Origin of the sequence: Brucella sp. NBRC 14130, assembly GCF_040371715.1 — a bacterium.
Taxonomy (GTDB): Bacteria; Pseudomonadota; Alphaproteobacteria; order Rhizobiales; family Rhizobiaceae; genus Brucella; species Brucella intermedia.
The window spans coordinates 20416-40146 of sequence record NZ_BAABTE010000019.1; the positions used below are offsets into that span (position 1 = coordinate 20416).

Sequence of the window (19731 nt, forward strand, 5' to 3'; positions counted from 1 at the left end):
TGCCCCACAATTTTTTCCAACGAAATGACAGGAACGCGCACAATGGGCAGGACAGTGTTCGTCAACGGCCAATGGCTGGACGAGACGGCAGCAACGATCTCGATCTTCGATCGCGGATTTCTTTTTGCGGATGCGATATATGAGGTAACTGCCGTTGCTGACGGCAAGTTGATCGATTTCAAGGGCCACACCGATCGACTGAAACGCTCGCTCGAAACGCTCGGAATTCCGATGCCGGTCGCGGAAGGTGAACTCTTGGCTTTGCACCAGGAGATCGCGCGCCGGAATGGCATTACGCATGGCTTAGTCTATTTGCAGATTTCCCGTGGCGCGGAAGACCGCAATTTTATCTACACCGATGGCCTCCGTCCGACGATCGTGATGTTCACGCAGCCGCGCACCATCCTGGCTAACCCTGGCTGGGAACGTGGCATCACAATGAAGACAGCACCTGATGGGCGATGGGCTCACCGGCAGATCAAAACGGTACAGCTTCTCTACTCGTCAATGGCCAAGACGGAGGCGTTGCGCGAAGGCTATGATGATGTGCTTTTCGTGGAGGATGGCCTCATAACGGAGTCAGGTTCAGCGAATTTCCACATCATCACCAAGGATGGCATTCTGATTACGCGGGACCTCTCAAACGCCCTACTGCATGGCATCACTCGCGCGTCGGTTCTGGATCTCGGGGCACGAGCGGGGCTTGAAACACGTCAGGCTGCGGTCACGCTCGAAGAAGCCAAGAATGCGGAAGAAGCGTTCATCACCGACTCCATCAGCTTCGTTATGCCTGTTGTTTCGATCGATGGTCATCCGGTTGGACTTGGCAAACCCGGTCCGGCGACTGCAAAGCTACGCAAGCTCTACATCGAAGATCGCCTCGCCACCGGCATAAACATCGCGGAAAGAGCGGCATAGCCGCTCCTCATTTTTCACCGACCTGTACTTCATCGCAATCTTCCGACCGCGTGCCCCGCTCGTCGACGAAGAATAGGGAATGGAATTATGATCCTGTACCAGCGGTACGCCATCTTCCTCGTAATTCTCTTGGGTTCACTCCTCTCGGTCATGGGCCTCGCGCTTTCGAGCCCTTGGTGGGCAGTCCCTGCCGTGGTTCTTGTTCCGCTCGCGCTGATTGGCGTTTACGACATCAAGCAAAGAAGGCATGCTATTCTTCGGAACTATCCGGTGATCGGCCATATCCGCTTTCTCATGGAAAGCATCCGTCCGGAAATCCGACAGTATATGATCGAGGCTGATCACGAGGAGGTTCCGTTCAGCCGGCAGGCGCGAGGGCTGGTCTATCAACGCGCAAAAGGTGTCGAGGACAAAAGACCGTTTGGGACGATCGAAAATGTTTATGGCGCCGGCTATTCGTGGCTCACCCACTCTGCCACGCCAACACATATCACCGACTTCGATTTCCGGGTGAGTATCGGTGGGAGCAGTTGTCGCCAGCCCTATGATGCCAGCCTCTATAATATTTCCGCAATGAGCTTCGGTGCCCTTTCCGGCAACGCGATTTCAGCTCTGAACCGGGGAGCCAAGAAGGGCGGCTTCGCCCATGACACCGGGGAAGGGGGGATCAGCCGCTACCACCGCGAAGGTGGTGGCGACCTAATTTATCAGGTCGCCTCCGGCTATTTCGGGTGTCGGGAAGACGATGGAAGCTTCTCAGAGGAGAAGTTTGCTGCAATCACTGCCGACCCTCAGATAAAGATGATCGAGGTCAAGCTAAGCCAAGGCGCGAAGCCTGGTCACGGCGGTATGCTTCCGGCGTCGAAAATCTCGCCTGAAATTGCCGAGGCGCGGGGCATTCCCATGGGTGTAGACTGCATCTCACCGCCAGCACACAGCACGTTCTCCACGCCTGTCGGTCTGATGGAATTTGTCGCCAGATTGCGCGAACTATCTGGCGGTAAGCCGGTAGGCTTCAAGCTCTGTATCGGTCATCGCCGTGAGTTTCTCGGCATGGTGAAGGCTATGGTGAAAACCGGAATCAAACCGGATTTCATCGTGATTGACGGTGCGGAAGGAGGAACAGGAGCCGCTCCGGTGGAATTCGCCAATCGGGTCGGCATGCCGATGCTTGAGGGCCTGACCTTCGTTCATAACGCGCTTCGTGGCGCGGGCATTCGCAACGATATCAGGCTCGGCGCAGCGGGGAAGATCATTTCCGCGTTCGATATCGCCCGCGCACTTGCTCTTGGTGCAGACTGGTGTAATTCCGGCCGGGGCTTTATGTTTGCCGTAGGCTGTATCCAGGCTCAGGCATGCCATACGAACAAGTGCCCGGTTGGGATCGCCACGCAAGATCAGGCCCGTCAGCGTGCTATTGATGTAGGTGATAAGAGCGACCGTGTCGCGCGTTTCCATCGCAATACGATGCGCGCCTTGAGCGAGATTGCCGGCGCCGCAGGCCTGACCGATCCTCGCGACTTCATGCCGTACCACTTCATGTTCCGCCAGTCGGACAACGAATTCCTTGATGGCAATGAGGCGTATCCATATTTGCCCGAAGGGTTTCTGCTGTCGGAGGAGGAAATTCCGGAGTTGGCGGATTGGTACGATCGCTGGGACCGGGCGAGCGCGGAGACCTTCGCGCCGCCGGAGATCCCCTTTGGGCCTTTTGCCTCGCGTCGAAAGCGTAAGCCTGACCTGCGGGCCATGGCGTAAAGCAATCTGAAAGTGATGGTTAAGGAAAAAGCCGCAGCCCGACCAGGTTGCGGCTTTTCTGTTCTGCACGCCAACGTTCATTCAGGTGACGAACAACAAGCTGGAATTCGGAAATGGGCGACGAGACGCCGCCCAGCCTTCAATGCTTATACTGACGCGAGGGCGATCGCGATGCCCTGACCAACGCCGATGCACATGGTCGCGAGGGCGAATTTGCCGCCGGTGTTCGCCAGCTCCAGCGCCGCCGTGCCCGTGATCCGAGCGCCCGACATACCCAATGGATGTCCTAGGGCGATGGCACCCCCATTTGGATTCACGCGAGGATCGTCGTCGACGATGCCAAGGTCACGCAACGTCGCAAGCCCTTGAGATGCGAACGCTTCGTTGAGCTCAATGACATCGAACTGCTCCTGGCGCATTCCAAGGCGGGACATCAGCTTTTTGGTCGCCGGCGCAGGGCCAAATCCCATGATCCTCGGTGCTACACCTGCGGTCGCGCCACCAAGAACGCGTGCGATCGGAGTCAGGCCGTATTTCTTGACGGCCGCTTCGGATGCTAGAAGGATCGCCGCTGCACCGTCATTAACGCCTGAAGCATTGCCGGCCGTAACAGTGCCGTCGGCGCGGACAATCGGTCGGAGCTTGCCGAGAGCATCGATGGTTGTCGCGCGGGGATGTTCGTCCGTGTCGACGATCAGTGCGTCGCCCTTCTTTTGCGGGATCGTGACCGGGGTGATCTCTTTAGCGAAGCGGCCATTTGCCTGGGCCTGGGCGGCTTTCGCTTGAGAACGTACAGCAAAAGCATCCTGGTCATCGCGGCTGATCTTGAATTCATCCGCCACGTTTTCAGCGGTCTCCGGCATCGAGTCGACCCCGTACTGCTTCTTCATGAGAGGATTGATGAAGCGCCAGCCTATCGTTGTGTCGTGGATCTCCATCGAGCGAGAGAAGGCCGTCTCGGCTTTCGGCACGATGAACGGCGCACGGCTCATGCTTTCGACGCCGCCGCTAATTACCAGATCAGCCTCACCCGAAACAATGGCGCGCGCACCGGTGATTGTGGCATCCATGCCGGAGCCGCACAGCCGGTTGATGGTCGTGCCGGGAACGCTGACAGGCAGGCCTGCGAGCAACGACGACATACGCGCGACATTCCGATTGTCCTCGCCCGCCTGGTTGGCGCATCCGAACACCACTTCATCAATGGCTTCGAAGTCGAGGTTGGGATTTTGCGCCATGATCGCCTTCAAGGGGATGGCGCCGAGATCGTCTGCCCGCACGGAAGAGAGCGAGCCACCGAAGCGGCCGATTGGCGTGCGGATATAGGCGCAGATGTAAGCTGCGGACATCGGATTCCTCCATAGAGTATGGGTTGATTCAGTCGAGCAACGCGAGATTCCCGACGCGGCCGTCGCCAGCCACGGTTGCGAGAATGCGTTCCAGCCGTTCGCGCGGCTGACGTTTCGCCCAGAAGAGCGGCCCGCCAAGATATTTCGGAAAGCCGTATCCGTTGATCAGGACGAGATCGATATCGGACGATCGCGCAGCAATGCCGTCCTCCAGAACGAGCAGCGCTTCGTTGACGATCGCGCAAAGCGCGCGCTCCTGGATCTCGTCCCGATCAAGCGACCGCGGCGCAGCGCCATATTGCGCCCGCGCCTTCGCGATGAGATTTCTCACGTCTGGGTCTGACGCACGCTGACCATCGTCATACCGATACCAGCCGGCACCAGTCTTTCGCCCGAGCCGCCCAGCTTCAACGAGCCATTCGAGAACCGGAACGTCACCGCTCTTTTCCCCGCGTGCCTCCTGCTTTCGCTTCCGGTTAGCCCAAGCAATATCGAGCCCTGACAGGTCCGATACGCTGAACGGCCCCATGGCAAAACCGAGCGCTTCAAGGGCGGTATCAATTTCATCCGGGCTAGCGCCATCGATGAGCATCGCTTCGCTCTGCGCGCGGTAAGCGTTGTATATGCGGTTGCCGATGAAGCCTTCTCCGACTCCGGAAACAACGGCGACCTTCCGAAGCCGTTTTGCGATCGCAAAAGCAGCCTGCAGGACTTCCGGCGATGTTTCATCGCCCCGAACAATTTCCAGAAGCTTCATGATGTGTGCCGGCGCGAAGAAATGCAGTCCAACAACGGATTGAGGGCGCGCCGTCGCGGCTGCTATGACATTGACATCCAGATAGGAAGTGTTGGTCGCGAGGATCGCGTTAGCCTTAGCGAAACTGTCGAAACGAGCCATGAGGTCGGTCTTCACCGCCAGATCCTCGAAGGCAGCTTCGAGGAGCAGATCACAATCTGAAAGTTCCTCGAAATTATCGACCAATGTAAGCTCGGCGGGATTCGAGGCTTTCGCGAGAAAACCTTCAATGCGGGTCCGAGCGCTTGCCAGAGCCTCTTTTTTGAGGTCCGTAAGCTTCACCGGATAGCCTGCTGCGAGAAAAGCGGCGGCGATCCCCGCGCCCATCGTTCCGGCTCCGACGACACCGACCGTCTTGACCGATAAGGGAGAAGCGTCCGCAAGGCCCTCAATACGCGCGGCCTGTCTTTCCGCAAAGAAAAGATGCCGCAGGGCCGCCGACTCATCGGAATCGCGAAGGCGCCGAAATGCGGTGCGGGCTGACGCGAGCGCGTCATCGAAGGGAACCGTGACTGCCTGCCAGATTGCTTCGGTCTGGTCGAAGACGAAGGGTCGCCCGCGACCGCGTTTCAAGACCTGCTGGACGGCAAGGTCAAACGCCTTGTGATCGAAGGGCTTTGGTTCTCTGTCCCTTAATCTGATCTTCGTGGTCCCGAAGGCACGAGCATAGGCTATCGCATCGTCTGGAATTTTCCCAACAATAGCGTCGATGAGGCCGAGGTTCTTGGCTTCTGGAGCTTTGACTTGACGGCAAGACGCGATCATGTCGAGTGCGGTGACGGCATCAGTCACCCGAGGCAGTCGGACGGTGCCCCCGGCACCTGGAATTATTCCGAAGGTTCCTTCCGGCAGTCCGACGGCAGCCTTTTCCGTCGCGATCCGCGCGTCGCAACCGAGGGCGATTTCGTAGCCACCGCCGAGTGCCGCCCCTTCGATTGCCGCGATGACTGGCTTCGAGCACTGCTCGATGGTTTCAATGACATCCGGCAATGTGGGATCGGTCAGGGGTTTGCCGAACTCCTTTAGGTCGGCTCCGGCGATGAACGTACCGTTTTTTCCAAGAAGGACGATCGACTGAACGTCGTGTTTCGCAGCGAGATGGTTGATGGCGTCGATCATAGCTTCGCGAAGATCGCGCGAGAGCGCATTGACAGGCGGATTGTCGATCGAAACCAGGCCGACACCATCAACGATTTCGGTGGTGGTAAGACCTGAGCCAAATTTCTGAACGAGGGGCGAGGGGGTCTCTGTAGTCATAGCGGGCTCCGTAAGGATTGTTCGAGCCGTCGGTCCAGCCTCCCTCCGACGCCGTGCTTGCAAGCCCGCCGAAGAACGAAGGCTGAGTGAGGGGACGCTTACGAGGCGGCCTTGATCATGTTCTTGGCGATCACAATCTGCTGGATCTGCGTGGTGCCCTCGTAGATGCGGAACAGCCGAGCATCGCGATAGAACCGTTCGATGCCGTATTCGGCCATATAGCCGGCTCCGCCATGAATCTGCACGGCGCGGTCGGCGACTCGACCGACCATCTCGCTTGCGAACATCTTGCAGCACGCGGCATCGGTCGTCACGTCCTGGCCTGCATCACGGCGCCGTGCAGTTTCCAGCACCATGCAACGTGCGGCGTAGGCTTCCGTGCGACTATCGGCGAGCATCGCCTGGATGAGCTGGAATTCGGCGATCGGTTGTCCGAACTGCTTGCGGTCCATTGCATAGCGCAAACTGTCCTCGATCAAGCGTTCGGCCATTGCAACACAGATCGACGAGATGTGCAGGCGACCGCGATCCAACGTCTTCATGGCTGTACGGAAGCCCTGGTTCTCAACGCCGCCGAGAAGCGCGTCGAACGGGACCAGGCAATCCTCCAAAATCACATCCGACGTATGAGAGCCCTTCTGACCCATCTTGCGGTCGATGGGGCCGAGCGAAAGGCCGGGCGTTCCTGCTTCGACCAGAAACGCCGAGACACCTTGGGCGCCGGGCTTCGAGGCGTCAGTGCGTGCGAAAACGGTGAAAAGACCGGCGTGAGGGGCGTTTGTGATGAAGCGTTTCGTGCCATTTATCACATAGCCGTTCTCAGTGCGCTTTGCAGTGGTTCGTACCGACGCAGCATCCGAGCCAGCTTCCGGCTCGGTCAGCGCGAATGAGCTGATGAGTTCGCCGGTGGCAAGGCGAGGCAAATACCGCTGCTTCTGCTCTTCCGTGCCGTCGAGAATGAGGCCGAGCGAGCCGATACCGTTATTGGTCCCGATAAGCGAGCGGAAGGCGGGAGAGGTCTTGCCCAGCTCCAGTGCGATCCGGACTTCTTCCTCCATATTGAGACCAAGGCCGCCGTACTCTTCGGGAATCGTCAGGCCGAATAGACCTAAATTCGCGATCTCCTGGCGGATTTCGACCGGGATAGCATCGTTATCGGCGACCTGTTCCTCGAGAGGACGAAGACGCTCTCTAACGAAACGCCCGACCGTATTCACCAGTTCATTCATCGTGTCTGAATCGAGAGCCATGTAGTCTCACCTGTTCGCTTGCGCCACCAATGGCATTTAAAGCATTTATATACTGTTTGGACGGTAAGTAAATAAGCCGGGAGACCCGATTCGAAAAATACCGAATGAATTCGAGCCGTTGGATCATCAGTCCCGTCAGCATCGCTGCGAATGCGGACCGGGGCATGAAACTCCGGTCCGCTACGCTATCGTGGTCTGCCATCCGTATTTCGCGTACGCTATGCGGCGAGTTCCGCTGTAACTCGATTGAGAACCTTGCCGATCTTCTCGATTAAGAAGTCTGCGTCCCCCACGGTGATCGTGAGAGGCGGGCAAATCGTGAGCGCGTCGACGGCTGCGCGCAAAAGCACGCCCTCCTCGGCGAGATACGCATTTGCCTTGGCGCCCAGTTCTCCGTTCTTGAGGCCGGCTGCATTTGGGAAATTCTGCTTGAACAGTTCCACGGCGGCGACCAATCCAACGCCACGAACCTCTCCCACCAACGGATGATCCGAGAAACGTTGCAGGCCGTCACGCAGGTATTGACCGACGCGTGATGCGTTGCCGACGAGGTCGCGATCTTCGATGACGGCGATGTTTTCGAGTGCCACGGCCGCCGCAACCGGATGCGCACCGCCGGTAAAGCCGTGGCCGAAGGTGCCTATGCGATGGCTCTCGTCAGCAATCGGTTGGTACACCTTGTCATTCACGAGCAGAGCGGAAATCGGAAGGTATGACGAGGAGAGCGCCTTCGAGAGAACCATAATGTCCGGTTTGATATCGTACGTCTGGGAACCGAACATGTTACCGGTTCGGCCGAAGCCGCACACGACCTCGTCAGCGACCAACAGTATATCGTATTTCCGCAGAACGGCCTGAATCTTCTCCCAGTAGGTCCGCGGAGGAACGACAACACCTCCGGCGCCGAGGACCGGCTCGCCGAAGAAGGCAGCGATTGTCTCCGGACCTTCATCGAGGATCAGCTTCTCCAGTTCGTTCGCCCTTCTGGATGCAAAATCCTCTTCGCTTTCACTAGGTTCCGCATCGCGCCAGAAATGGGGGCTGCCCGTACGTAGGACGTTGGCAATGGGCATGTCGAAGGATTCGTGATTGTAGGAGAAAGCGGTCAGGCTGCCCGAGGCCAGCGTGACACCATGATAGGCGCGTTCTCGGGCAATAAGCTTTTTCCGCTGGGACTGGCCGAGCGCATTCGACCTGTACCAGATCATCTTGATTGCGGTATCATTGGCTTCGGAACCGGAATTCGTGAAGAACACCTTGCTCATCGGGACCGGGGCGATCTCTACTAGCTTTTCCGCAAGATCGATCGCCGGCATATGCGTCCGGCTAGTAAAATTGTGGCCAAAGCTCAGGCGTTCCATCTGCCGTGCAGCGGCTTGCACGAGACGCCGCTCGCCGAAGCCGACGGCGACGCTCCAAAGGCCGGCCATGCCTTCAAGGTAGCGCTTCCCGTTGCTGTCGTAGACGTAAGCCCCCTCAGCCCGGTCAATGATAAGCGGCGTCGTCGCTTCATGCTTCCGGGCATCAGTATAGGCGTGGAAGTGGTACGCAATATCCCGCGCTTCATTGGAGTTGGGTATCATCGTCATCTTCATTCACTTTCTTTGTGGAGAGCTGCATTCGCAGCTCTCCTGCTTGATGGTAGGAACGCACGGTCTCACTTCGAGACATCGACACCGAGCCATTTGATCGACATGGCCGTCAAAGTGCCGTCGGCTTTCATTTCTTCGATGGCTTTGTCGATGGCAGCTTTCAGTGCCGGGTCTTTTCGCATTGCGACCGCCTGCTCTTGGGGGGCGAACGGTTCGCCCGCCGTGACGAAGCCCGAATCGGCTTTTTTGATCAGACTCGCCGCGACCATCGTGTCGTTGAGGGCCACGTCGATCCGGCCCGCCTTCAAATCGCGATACATGGTGGCGTCGAGGTCGTAGGTCTTGACGTCCGCGTCAGGGACGTTGGCACGAGCCCATTGCTCGAAGTTCGTGCCGAGCACCGCGCCAACGGCGCGCCCTGAAAGCTTTTCAGGTGCCGTCAGCTCGGCTGCGAGTTCTTTCCGAGTGACCATCTGGATCTTGGTGATCGTGTATGGAACCGAGAAATCGTAGTTCTTCTGACGTTCCGGAGTGATGGTGATCTGGTTGATCACGACGTCGAGCCTACCAGACGCGAGAGCCGCGAGAATGCCGTCAAACTGTGTCGGCACATATCTAGGCGTCAGTCCGAGCCTCTTGCAGAGATCGTTAGCAAAATCGACCTCGAACCCGACGAGATTGCCGGATTCATCCTGAAAATTAAAGGGGGGATAGGTCGACTCGAGACCAATCGCAAGTTCACCCTTTCCGGCGATTGTCGACGGCAAGACGTCGGCTGCGGCCGTGGCTTCCAGAGCGGTCAGGGATGTCAGGCAAAGCGCAGTTACTGCGAAAAATGCCCGTCGGTTTAAGTTGAAATACATGAAGAATCATCTCCATTGAGTTTGAATTATTAAGCGACTAGTCGGTATGTAAAGCCAACATGCGGTCTGAAGGAATATTCTGCAAGTTTACGTCGGCGAAAGATCCGCGCCGAACCATTTGATGGTGAGCGCCTTGATCGTTCCGTCCTTCTTCGCGTCCTCAATAGCCTTGTTGAACATTGCTTTGAGATCCGCATCGCTCTTGCGAAGGCCAACGCCGGCGCCAGCACCTAGCAGGCCGCCCGCAAGCTTCGGCCCGACGACAACCATATCGCCGCCATCCGCGCCCTTGAGAACACCCATCAGGTAGGGCAGTGTATCGAAAGCGATATCAATGCGGCCGGCTTGGAGGTCGAGTACGTATTGTTCGGCGGTCTTGTATTGCCGAATCTCCGCGACGTCGGCGAAGTTCTTCTCGACGAAGAGGGTGTTGGCGGAAGCGGTCAGCACGCCGAGCGTCGAGCCAGGGAGTTCGGAGCGGACCGCGTCGATCTGCTTGGTCGCGGAATCGGCGTCCTTTTCCAGATCAAGGATGGATTCGCCAAGCGGAAGATTTGCGAATTTGCTCGACTTCGTCGTCAGGAAAGCGCGCGGGCTCGCCGCATAAGAGACAGAGAAATCGATCTCCTTCAGCCGCTCCTCCGTGATGTTCATTCCCGCGATGATGGCGTCGAACTTCCCGGCCTGCAGGCTGGGAATGATCGTATCCCAAGGCTGCGATGTGAGTTCGCATTCGACCTCCATGCGTTTGCAGAGGTCATTCGCGAGGTCGACTTCGTATCCCAGGAATTTGCCGTTGGCATCGGTATATGCCCAGGGAGCATAACTAACGTCCATGCCGATCACGATCTTCTTCCACTCCCCGGCATGCGCCGGCATCGTGGGGAGTACAAAGGCCCCTACGATAAGTAGATTGGACAAGAATTTTTTCATCGATAGTCCTCCTCAGTGTGAATGTTGTTGCGTTGCCTTCACGTACATCCATGCAGGGCGTCAGAAAAAACGCACAGATGCACCGCTCCTGGTGAGACCTTTACGGACCCCATCCAAGGTCTTGATATCCATGATTTGCGGATGCGTAGGGGCTAAGCTCTTATCGCAATGCCAAGCAGGACAGTCTTCAGGTCTTCTTCAAGCATGGCGGTGAGATCATCGACCGTTGCTTCCTCACTGGTTATGTAAAGGACAAATACGTGCCGTATGACGCTATGGATAATGCGGGCTGCGCTATCCAGATCAACATCATCATGGATCGAGCCTGTCCCACGAAGCTTGTTCAAAGCGACACGCACATGCTTTGCAGTAATCGAGAGGAGCTCACGGAACTGGCTGCGCTGCTCAGGGCCCATGTGTATCGATGCCCCCAGGATCTCCCTCCACACGCCTTTTCTTGAAATATCATATCCATCCAAAAGGACCGATTTGGCGATCAGCACCATCGCCTGGACAGGATCGTTTGGCAGCCGCTCCACAACGCGCGCCAAATTCGGCTCAAGGATATGCCTGTCCTCCTCAAGCAAGCCTAGCAGCAGATCGTGCTTCGATTTGAAAAAGGAGTAGATGGTGGGGACGGAGACGGTAGCGCGCGCGGCGACGGCTTCGAGACTAACCTCATTGAAGCTGTGTGCCGCGAACAAATCACTCGCCGCAGCGAGAATGTTCTCCCGCCTTATTAGGCGTTGGCGCTCCCGCAAGCCCATTCCTGCATGCCTCCCCCCAGACTTTTGATTGATCATGGCCTCACACCGTTTTGAGTTTCAACGCGCTGAAAACTTTTAACGGATGTAAATATTTATGCAATTCCGTGATGACCGCCGGCGGCTGGCGACGCCGACATACGGTCGTCCGACGGACTGTCTGATTGACCTGGCACACTTTCTCGACGCGTCCAAACTTCAATCGAACAAAAACTTTGTATCTAATAAAAATATTCCTTGCAATAAAAATATTTTGTGCGAACTGTGATGCCGCTGGAGGAGCGTGGCTGAGGGAGCGCGGCCGTGCAGGTGTCTCGTAGTTCGACAATTGGGCTATCCCCAATTCGATCAGGCCGCCACTGTGCCCTTCACATCAGTAATTTCTGAAAATGCGCAGTGTATTGGACAAGCTGTGGGTTGGCTGCATGAATTACATTGATCTTGTTGGTTTTGGTGAAGGAGGATGGGGTCGTGTCCTCATCGCTGGCGCGGGCGTCACGTCCGCTGTCGCCGTTTTGGGGTTCCTCATCGGGTCTATTCTTGGCAGCCTCGTTGCCTGGGCAAAAATGTCACCAATCCGTTTGGCTCGTGGCGTCGCCGACGCTTACACGACCACACTGCGAGGCGTGCCTGATCTTCTGGTCATCTATCTACTCTACTTCGGCGGAAACTCACTTTTGTCGACCTTCGCCGGCTTCTTCGGGGCGAACGGTTTTGTTGGAATGCCTACGTTCGCTACTGGGGTTCTCGCGATCGGGATCATTTCTGCCGCTTATCAAGCTGAAGTGCTTAGAGGCGCTTTCAACACTGTTGCCAAGGGCAGTATCGAGGCGGCTCATGCGGTTGGCATGGGCCGTTGGCTACTGTTCAGGCGCGTCGTTGCACCACAGGTACTGCACTACGCATTGCCGGGCCTCGGCAACACATGGCAATTGGCCCTGAAAGAGACGGCCCTCATCTCGGTCGTCGGGCTTGTGGAACTGCTTCGGCAAGCTCAAATGGCTTCGGGTTCAACGCGCCGACCGTTTGAGTTCTTTATCACGGCTGGACTGCTCTATCTGACAATCACCGTGGTCTCGTCGCTTCTCTTCCGCTTCGCCGAGTATCGCTCTGCGTGCAGGATGGGGGGCTAAACAGTGATCGATTTCGGTTTTCTCTGGCAGGCTTTCGTCAGGCTCATTGCCGGTTTGCCTATTACGCTCGAATTGGCTGCAACGGCGATACTTGTCGGGACAGTCCTGGCAACAGCCCTGGCGATTGTTGCGCACCTGCGGGTCCCCGTCGCTTCCCAATGCGTTGCCTTTTTCGTCTTTTGCATACGCGGCTCGCCGCTCCTCCTGCAGATGTTCATCATCTACTACGGCCTCGGACAGTTCCGTCACGAACTCCAGAGTTGGGGTGTCTGGCCGTTTTTCCGTGAACCTTACTGGTGCGCCATCACTGCTCTAGTGCTTAGCGTCGGCGCCTATGGAAGTGAGATCATCCGCGGAGGGCTAAAGTCCGTTTCGGCCGGATTGATTGAGGCGGCAAGGGCTTGCGGCATGTCCGGTTTTCTACTGTACAGGCGCATCATCCTTCCGATCGCATTCCGGCAGGCTTTGCCAGCCTACGGCAATGAAGTCATTCTCGCGGTAAAAGCAACTTCCCTCGCTTCCACCATCACCATCATGGAAGTAACTGGTATAGCTGCGGAGCTAATCTCCCAGACATTTCGCGCTTTCGAAGTGTTTATCGTCGCTGGTGCAATTTATCTGACGCTCAACTTCATAATAACCCGCCTGATCGCTCTACTTGAATACCGTCTGTCACCGCATCAGCGCGATCTCCCCGTCAAAACAAACATTGAGGCGCGGCCATGACGTCAATCGAGACGAATAACGTTCCCGTAATTTCCATTCGCGACCTCCATAAAAACTTTGGCGATCTTGAGGTGCTAAAGGGCATCACGTTCGAAGCACATGAAGGAGAGGTGGTCTCGATCCTTGGATCGTCGGGCTCTGGCAAGTCCACAATGCTCCGGTGCATCAACATGCTCGAAACCCCGAGCGCGGGAACAATCGCCATCCGGGGCGAGGAAATCGCCATGCGAACGACCAAGAATGGAACCCGTCCCGCGGATCGAAAACAGCTCGACCGGATTCGGTCAGACGTCGCGATGGTGTTCCAAGGCTTCAATCTATGGCCACACATGTCGATCCTCGAAAACGTCATTGAAGCGCCGGTCCATGTTCAGAAGCGTTCAAAAACGGAATGTGTGGACGAAGCAATGTCACTGTTGGCGAAGGTGGGGCTTTCCGACAAAGCCAACAGTTACCCCAGACACCTATCGGGCGGGCAGCAGCAACGCGCAGCGATTGCAAGGGCGCTTGCTCAGCGGCCAGCAGCCATCCTGTTCGATGAGCCGACATCGGCGCTAGACCCGGAGCTTGTCGGGGAGGTCCTGAAGGTCATTCGAGATCTGGCTAAAGAGGGACGAACAATGCTCATTGTCACCCACGAGATCAATTTCGCACGGGAGGTTTCGAACCGCATCATTTTTCTGGAAAAGGGTACGCTCATCGCGGACGCGCCGCCCGCAAAACTCTTCTCTGAAGATGCACCGGACCGCTTCAAAAAGTTTATCTCCAAAACCTTACACACTTCCTCCTAGGCCGTCCGCGGCTCCGGTTGTGCGGTGCGCCACAACGCTATCGTGTAGCCTCCAAGACACTAAATTCTGAGCGGCGTGGCGATTGACATGCCGCTATCAGTTATATACTGTTCGGACGGTAAGTAATTAGGTCGCTTCCGCCCGAGTAGTCTGGTGCATTAAGCGGCTCGATTCACCGTGAGGAGAAGAGCTGCCCCGCCTCATCCGCGTAGGCCTTTCTCCGATATTTTGTTGAAACGGATAGAGGAAGGATCGCGTTTCCGATGAGCGTCGCACTGAACGGAATCAAGGTTCTCGACCTGTCTCGCGTTTTGGCCGGCCCCTGGGCAACAATGACGTTGGGTGATCTCGGTGCTGACGTGCTGAAGATTGAGCAGCCTGGAACCGGGGACGACACCCGGACGTGGATGCCGCCGGCTGTGGAGGGTGTTTCAACCTACTATCTGGGCGCAAATCGCAACAAGAAGAGCGTTGCGATCGACATCGGCAAGCCGGAAGGAAGAGATCTGATCATTGAACTCGCAAAAAAGAGCGATGTCCTGATCGAGAACTTCCGCCCGGCCTCGCTCAAGAAATTCAAGCTCACCTATGACGATCTGAAGGACATCAACCCTCGGCTCATCTATTGTTCCATATCGGGTTATGGCCGCGGTCACGAGCTGGAGGAGCGTCCGGGTTACGACTTCATTATCCAGGCTGAATCTGGATTCATGTCGATTACGGGCGAAAAGGATGGCGAGCCGATGCGGCTCGGTGTCGCCTTCATCGATCTCATATCGGGCATGAATGCCGTGCAAGCAATTCTCGCTGCCCTGTTTATGCGCGAACGAACCGGAAAGGGCCAGTGGCTCGACATCAGCCTGACCGACAGCGCGATGTTCATGTTGGCCAACGTCGCGTCGGGTCATCTCAATACCGGAAGAGAAGCGTTGCGCTATGGCAACGCTCATCCGAGCATCGTACCATATCAACTGTTCGATTGCGTCGATGGCCGAATTGCACTCGCAGTCGGAAACGACGAACAGTTCCGGCGGTTCTGCAAGATCATCGGTCTGCCGGATCTCGCGATGGATGAGCGGTTCGTCACCAATAAAGGACGAACCGAGGCGCGTGATGAGTTACTGCCGATCATCGAGGACAAGTTGCGCGATCGTAAACTGCATGAGCTTCTCGCCGAACTTCGCGCCGTCGGAGTCCCGGCTGGCGAGCTTCGCACTGTCGGCCAGGCGTTCGCTAGCGATGTTGCAATCCTTCGGGACACTGTCGTTTCGGTTCCTTCCGAAAGGATCGGCACCTTCCGCTCCGTGCGCAGCCCGTTGCGCATGTCGGAAAGTCCGTTTGCTCCGCCGACAGTTCCACCCGAGGTCGGCGAGCATACCCGCCAAGTCCTTCAGGCCGAGCTGGATCTGAGCGCAGATCGGGTCGATCAGCTTTTGGAGATGGGCGTAGTTGCCGGTATCCCGGCGACGGGCGGAAAGTAGCTCCAATGCAGAAGGAGCGCGTCCGCCGCCAAGGTCGTCCACCGACGATGGAGAATGCGCGCGGCAAAATTCTCGATGAAGCGGCCGAGTTGTTTGCGCACGAAGGTTTCGATGGAGCCTCGCTGGGCAGTGTCGCGGAAGCTGTCGGTGTCACCAAAGCTGCTATTTATCACTACTTCCCGAACAAGAAAGAAATCTACGAGGCAATTATCGTCAGGACACTGCAAGGCCTTCTTGACGCAGTGACGATGGCCGTCGACGGCCAGCACGACGCGCCCGAAGCGCTTTGCCGCTTCATGACGGCACACGCCGACTACTTCGAGACCCACTACCATGGGTTTGTTACGATGCTGGTGGGTTATGGCGGGATGGAGAACAACGGACTTCTTGAGGAAGCCCAGGACCTACGCGATGCCTATGAGGAGCTTCTTCGGAGTATCGTGCTCGCCGGCATCGCCAACGGCCGCTATCGAAACACGGATTCCCGTGCGATCAGCCGAGCGATCCTTTCGATGCTTAATTGGATGGTTCGTTGGTTCAAGCCCGGACACGGGCGCCCCGCTTCCTCTTTCGCGATGGAATACTGCGAGATCATTCTCAACGGCCTCGGCACGAACGGTCAGGCCATGGATCACGACAAGCGTCAGGAGCCTTCGGACAGGCGCCGAGGTTACGAAAACGCATCGATAATCAAGCGAGCCGCCGACCCTGTTGGCGACTCGGTTTCGCAGCAACACCCCGTGAATTGGAAGAGGAATTAGACATGGCAGACATCCACACTTCGGCCGCTGCGGTCTTCAAGCCGTCGAACGCCCTGTCGAAGGTCGGACCTTCGGCAATCTCCCGCATGATGGCCGCGACGGCAGAGCTTAGCCGCCAAGGCCGCGATATTGTCGGTCTTCACGTCGGTGAGCCGGATTTCGATACACCTGAGAACATTCAGGAAGCGGCGATCAAAGCGATGCGTGCTGGGGATACCCACTATACCGCTCTCGATGGCTCGCCGGCGATCAAGGCTGCCGTGCGCGAGAAATTCAAACGCGAGAATGGACTCGACTTCACCGCAGATGAGATCGTGGTGACGACAGGCGCAAAAATGCTCCTTTTCAGTGCATTCTTTGCCACGATCCAGGCTGGTGACGAGGTCATCCTTCCGGCTCCGTATTGGGTCAGCTATAGCGACATCGTCGAGATGATGGGCGCGACGCCCATCATTCTCCAGACGCGTTCCGAAGATGGGTTCCGCCTTCGGGCAGAAGATCTGGAACGGGCCATCACGCCGCGTACGCGCTGGCTCCTAATCAACTCGCCGTCCAACCCGACCGGCTCCATCTATCGCAAGGAAGACTACGAACCGATCCTCGATGTGCTCGCACGCCATCCGCAGGTATGGTTCATGGTCGATGATATGTATGAACACCTCATCTATCAGGATGAGGCCTTCGTCACACCAGCTCAACTGCGGCCCAACCTGCGAGACCGGATTTTGACCGTGAACGGTGTGTCCAAAGCCTATGCGATGACGGGCTGGCGTATCGGTTACGGCGGCGGTCCGGCGCCGCTGATGAAGGCGATTCGTGCGGTTCTCAGCCAATCCACCTCTTGCACCTGCTCGATTGCGCAGGCCGCAGCGGCTGAAGCGCTGACCGGGCCACAGGAAAGCGTCAAGCAGTATCTCAGCGAATACCGCAAACGCCGTGATCTCGTGATGGCGGAACTCGCCACCATTCCGAATCTTGCATGCGAGGCACCGGCCGGTACGTTCTACGCTTTCGTCGACTGGCGTCAGCTTGTGGGCGGCAAGACTTCGTCGGGTCAGGTGATTGGCGATGACGAAGCGCTATGCAACTACCTTCTCAATGACTGGGGCGTGGCTGTCGTACCCGGCTCGGCGTTTGGCAGCTCCGGTTTCTTCCGGATTTCGTTTGCCAGTGCGGAGTCTGCCTTGCGTGAGGGCATGGCCCGCATTCGCAATGGCTGCGCTGCGCTCTCGCTCGCTTAATGCACGATAATCCTCCGGTCGCCTCCAGATCGCGGCGGCCGGATTGCATTCTGCGGATTTGCCGACGTTAACGCAGGTCTCTTCTATTTGCGCTGGCCTTTGGGGAGGGGCAAGCGATGTCAACTACGAGAGTGCCGGTCCACGAAATCACGGACCTCGCCATGGCGGCTTGTGTTGCGGCGGGGGCAACGGAGGAGATGGCGCGGTCGATTATTTGCGCGCTCATCTCAGCCGATCGGGCCGGACGCCATCAAATGGGAATTGCCCACCTGCCCACCTATCTGGACAGCTTGAAGGTGGGCCGCATTAACGGAAAAGCAACGCCTCGGTTTGACGGGTCGTTTCCAGCATTTCTCCACGCTGATGCGGACGGCGGTGTAGCGCAACACTGCTTCGACCTGGTGTTCAATACCCTCGTTCGAAGCGCCCGAACTTGCGGAATCGCCGCATTGGCCCAACGAAACAGCTACACTACTGGAGAACTCGGATATTATGTGCGAAGGCTCGCCGAGGTGGATTTAGTCGCATTGGCATTCACAAACGGGCCGGCTTTAATGGCAGCGCGCATTGGTGGCGAGCGGGTGTTTTGCACGAATCCACTCGCGTTCGGGGTGCCCCTACCGGCGCCAATGAGCCCCATGGTTATCGACCAGGCGTCGAGCGCGACAGCGTTTGTGAACATCAAGAAGGCAGCATTGGCTGGAGAAGCTATCCCTGGCGGGTGGGCTATCGATGCCGCAGGCGTTCCAACGACGGATCCCGCACAGGCGATATTAGGAGCACTCCTACCGTTTGGCGGTTACAAAGGCGCAAATCTTGCGCTCCTCGTCGAGATAATGTCGGCGGGTCTGTCTGGAGCTGCGTGGTCGCTTGACGCTGGCGATCTTTATGACGGCGACCGTCCGCTCGACACCGGACTTTCAATCATCGCGCTGGAACCTGAAGCAGCGACTAGTGGGTTTGGAGAGCGCGTCGCTGACCAACTTGAGCGCCTTCGCGCGAAAGGTGTGACAATCCCCGGCAAGCGGGATCCGCATGGAGGCATCACCTCACAGGAGTTTTTTGAGATTGAAGTCAACCTGAAGGAAAGGTTGGTCGCGCTCGCCGGCGAGTCGTGATCCATGTGTTCTTGCGCTAGCGCCGGCAGCGCAGGGGATGCGTAATTCCACGAGCATCCTTGAGAATCGAATCAACCCTGCTTGACGATCACACGTTATTTATATACCGTCCAGTTGCGGATTTCGGTTAAACGGGACGGTCATTTCGGCAAGTCACGGACAAGCGTTTCGCTAAGTCGCGGACAGCGGGATCGATTGAACTCCGCCAGCCTGATTGCTGTTACGGGTGATTGATCTCGTTTATTTCGGCGCCGGTCAATAGTGATGTATTTTTTCGTTTGCGCATGCTGTCACCTTCAAGCGTTATGCGATGGGCGTTGTGAACAATTCGGTCCAGGATTGCGTCGGCTAAGGTGGCTTCGCCTATCATCTCATGCCAGGCGGCCACTGGGAGCTGGGCGGTGATGAGGGTTGATTTTCGGCGGTATCTTTCCTCGAAGATTTCCAGGAGATCGAGGCGCTGCCGGTCGTTCAGGGTATGGGTTCCCCAGTCATCCAACACGAGCAGGTGGACACGCGCTAGCTTGTCGATGAGGCGCGGAAAGCGCCCGTCCAGCCTGGCAAGTGCGAGGTCTTCGAACAAGCGTGGCATTCGCATATAGAGCACCGAGTGGTCGAGGCGGGCCGCCTGGCGTGCAAAGGCACATGCGATCCATGTCTTTCCTGTTCCCGTCTGGCCTGTCAGGATCAGGTTCTCGTTCGCCTTGAGCCATCCACCCTGTGCCAAAGACAGAATGTTTCGACGATCCAGGCCCCGATGCGATCCGAAGTCGATGTCTTCGATTGAGGCGTTGGCAAAGCGGAGTTTGGCGGTGGCGAGCCGGTTTGTCAGTCTTCGGTCCGTTCTGAGAGCGATCTCGCGATCAAGCATCAACCCCAGTCGCTCGTCGAAGCTCAAATCATTTCCGTGAGCCTGCTCGAGGAGCTCGCGATAGGCCGTTGCCATACCGGCCAGACCAAGCGCATTCATTTGTTCGAGTGTCGGATGTGTCAGCATCTG

Annotated in this window: 17 protein-coding genes; 9 read left to right on the plus strand and 8 right to left on the minus strand. The window is 57.2% G+C overall.

Annotated features, from left to right (window positions below; all coding sequences use genetic code 11):
* Positions 1–42: 42 nt before the first annotated feature.
* Positions 43–918 (plus strand): aminotransferase class IV, encoded by an 876-nt coding sequence (locus tag ABWW28_RS24445; RefSeq protein ID WP_234189807.1) that lies wholly within the window; start codon positions 43–45, stop codon positions 916–918.
* Between the two features lie 87 nt (positions 919–1005).
* The gene (locus ABWW28_RS24450; protein WP_234189808.1) at positions 1006–2676 is read left to right on the plus strand and encodes an FMN-binding glutamate synthase family protein; all 1671 of its coding nucleotides are present in this window, start codon (positions 1006–1008) and stop codon (positions 2674–2676) included.
* Between the two features lie 146 nt (positions 2677–2822).
* Here the strand turns inward: ABWW28_RS24450 and pcaF are convergent, their stop codons facing one another.
* The 7 genes from pcaF to ABWW28_RS24485 form a co-directional block, all read right to left on the minus strand.
* On the minus strand, positions 2823–4025 hold the full coding sequence (gene pcaF / locus ABWW28_RS24455; RefSeq protein ID WP_234189809.1) for a 3-oxoadipyl-CoA thiolase: 1203 nt from the start codon (positions 4023–4025) through the stop codon (positions 2823–2825).
* A gap of 28 nt (positions 4026–4053) precedes the next feature.
* A complete protein-coding gene (locus ABWW28_RS24460; RefSeq protein ID WP_234189810.1) occupies positions 4054–6078 on the minus strand; it encodes a 3-hydroxyacyl-CoA dehydrogenase NAD-binding domain-containing protein in 2025 nt (674 codons plus the stop codon).
* A gap of 98 nt (positions 6079–6176) precedes the next feature.
* Positions 6177–7328: an acyl-CoA dehydrogenase family protein gene (locus ABWW28_RS24465; protein WP_234189811.1), complete on the minus strand. Its 1152-nt coding sequence runs from the start codon at positions 7326–7328 to the stop codon at positions 6177–6179.
* A 218-nt stretch (positions 7329–7546) separates the two neighbouring features.
* The gene (locus ABWW28_RS24470) at positions 7547–8917 is read right to left on the minus strand and encodes an aspartate aminotransferase family protein (RefSeq protein WP_234189855.1); all 1371 of its coding nucleotides are present in this window, start codon (positions 8915–8917) and stop codon (positions 7547–7549) included.
* A gap of 68 nt (positions 8918–8985) precedes the next feature.
* Positions 8986–9783 carry a cystine ABC transporter substrate-binding protein gene (gene tcyJ / locus ABWW28_RS24475; RefSeq protein ID WP_234189812.1) on the minus strand — a complete coding sequence of 266 codons (798 nt, stop codon included), beginning with the start codon at positions 9781–9783 and terminating at the stop codon, positions 8986–8988.
* Positions 9784–9870: 87 nt separating this feature from the next.
* Complete coding sequence (locus ABWW28_RS24480) at positions 9871–10716, minus strand: transporter substrate-binding domain-containing protein (RefSeq protein ID WP_137935352.1); 846 nt, start codon at positions 10714–10716, stop codon at positions 9871–9873.
* A gap of 152 nt (positions 10717–10868) precedes the next feature.
* Positions 10869–11519, minus strand: coding sequence for a TetR/AcrR family transcriptional regulator (locus ABWW28_RS24485; RefSeq protein ID WP_353392603.1), 651 nt, complete (start codon positions 11517–11519; stop codon positions 10869–10871).
* A gap of 386 nt (positions 11520–11905) precedes the next feature.
* Between ABWW28_RS24485 and ABWW28_RS24490 the strand changes: the two genes are divergently transcribed.
* The 7 genes from ABWW28_RS24490 (at position 11906) to ABWW28_RS24520 (ending at position 18731) form a co-directional block, all read left to right on the plus strand.
* Positions 11906–12613 (plus strand): ABC transporter permease, encoded by a 708-nt coding sequence (locus ABWW28_RS24490; protein ID WP_234189813.1) that lies wholly within the window; start codon positions 11906–11908, stop codon positions 12611–12613.
* A 6-nt stretch (positions 12614–12619) separates the two neighbouring features.
* Entirely contained in the window at positions 12620–13339 is a 720-nt protein-coding gene (locus ABWW28_RS24495; RefSeq protein WP_093744157.1) for an ABC transporter permease, read from the plus strand.
* Positions 13336–14130, plus strand: coding sequence for an ABC transporter ATP-binding protein (locus ABWW28_RS24500; protein ID WP_234189814.1), 795 nt, complete (start codon positions 13336–13338; stop codon positions 14128–14130). The genes ABWW28_RS24495 and ABWW28_RS24500 overlap by 4 nt, the downstream gene beginning before the upstream one ends.
* A 263-nt stretch (positions 14131–14393) precedes the next feature.
* Positions 14394–15611, plus strand: coding sequence for a CaiB/BaiF CoA transferase family protein (locus tag ABWW28_RS24505; protein ID WP_234189815.1), 1218 nt, complete (start codon positions 14394–14396; stop codon positions 15609–15611).
* Between the two features lie 5 nt (positions 15612–15616).
* Positions 15617–16372 (plus strand): TetR/AcrR family transcriptional regulator, encoded by a 756-nt coding sequence (locus ABWW28_RS24510; RefSeq protein WP_234189816.1) that lies wholly within the window; start codon positions 15617–15619, stop codon positions 16370–16372.
* Positions 16373–16374: 2 nt separating this feature from the next.
* Entirely contained in the window at positions 16375–17613 is a 1239-nt protein-coding gene (locus ABWW28_RS24515; protein WP_234189817.1) for a pyridoxal phosphate-dependent aminotransferase, read from the plus strand.
* Positions 17614–17729: 116 nt separating this feature from the next.
* The gene (locus ABWW28_RS24520) at positions 17730–18731 is read left to right on the plus strand and encodes an Ldh family oxidoreductase (protein ID WP_255696216.1); all 1002 of its coding nucleotides are present in this window, start codon (positions 17730–17732) and stop codon (positions 18729–18731) included.
* A gap of 220 nt (positions 18732–18951) precedes the next feature.
* Here ABWW28_RS24520 and istB read toward each other — a convergent pair whose 3' ends face one another.
* On the minus strand, positions 18952–19728 hold the full coding sequence (istB, locus tag ABWW28_RS24525; RefSeq protein WP_052820767.1) for an IS21-like element helper ATPase IstB: 777 nt from the start codon (positions 19726–19728) through the stop codon (positions 18952–18954).
* Between the last annotated feature and the right edge of the window lie 3 nt (positions 19729–19731).

Bases quoted from the DNA above. Each gene is read 5' to 3' on its own strand.
- ABWW28_RS24445 (WP_234189807.1), top strand. From the start codon at position 43: ATGGGCAGGACAGTGTTCGTCAACGGCCAATGGCTGGACGAGACGGCA.
- ABWW28_RS24450 (WP_234189808.1), top strand. From the start codon at position 1,006: ATGATCCTGTACCAGCGGTACGCCATCTTCCTCGTAATTCTCTTGGGT.
- pcaF (WP_234189809.1), bottom strand. From the start codon at position 4,025: ATGTCCGCAGCTTACATCTGCGCCTATATCCGCACGCCAATCGGCCGC.
- ABWW28_RS24460 (WP_234189810.1), bottom strand. From the start codon at position 6,078: ATGACTACAGAGACCCCCTCGCCCCTCGTTCAGAAATTTGGCTCAGGT.
- ABWW28_RS24465 (WP_234189811.1), bottom strand. From the start codon at position 7,328: ATGGCTCTCGATTCAGACACGATGAATGAACTGGTGAATACGGTCGGG.
- ABWW28_RS24470 (WP_234189855.1), bottom strand. From the start codon at position 8,917: ATGACGATGATACCCAACTCCAATGAAGCGCGGGATATTGCGTACCAC.
- tcyJ (WP_234189812.1), bottom strand. From the start codon at position 9,783: ATGTATTTCAACTTAAACCGACGGGCATTTTTCGCAGTAACTGCGCTT.
- ABWW28_RS24480 (WP_137935352.1), bottom strand. From the start codon at position 10,716: ATGAAAAAATTCTTGTCCAATCTACTTATCGTAGGGGCCTTTGTACTC.
- ABWW28_RS24485 (WP_353392603.1), bottom strand. From the start codon at position 11,519: ATGATCAATCAAAAGTCTGGGGGGAGGCATGCAGGAATGGGCTTGCGG.
- ABWW28_RS24490 (WP_234189813.1), top strand. From the start codon at position 11,906: ATGAATTACATTGATCTTGTTGGTTTTGGTGAAGGAGGATGGGGTCGT.
- ABWW28_RS24500 (WP_234189814.1), top strand. From the start codon at position 13,336: ATGACGTCAATCGAGACGAATAACGTTCCCGTAATTTCCATTCGCGAC.
- ABWW28_RS24505 (WP_234189815.1), top strand. From the start codon at position 14,394: ATGAGCGTCGCACTGAACGGAATCAAGGTTCTCGACCTGTCTCGCGTT.
- ABWW28_RS24510 (WP_234189816.1), top strand. From the start codon at position 15,617: ATGCAGAAGGAGCGCGTCCGCCGCCAAGGTCGTCCACCGACGATGGAG.
- ABWW28_RS24515 (WP_234189817.1), top strand. From the start codon at position 16,375: ATGGCAGACATCCACACTTCGGCCGCTGCGGTCTTCAAGCCGTCGAAC.
- ABWW28_RS24520 (WP_255696216.1), top strand. From the start codon at position 17,730: ATGTCAACTACGAGAGTGCCGGTCCACGAAATCACGGACCTCGCCATG.
- istB (WP_052820767.1), bottom strand. From the start codon at position 19,728: ATGCTGACACATCCGACACTCGAACAAATGAATGCGCTTGGTCTGGCC.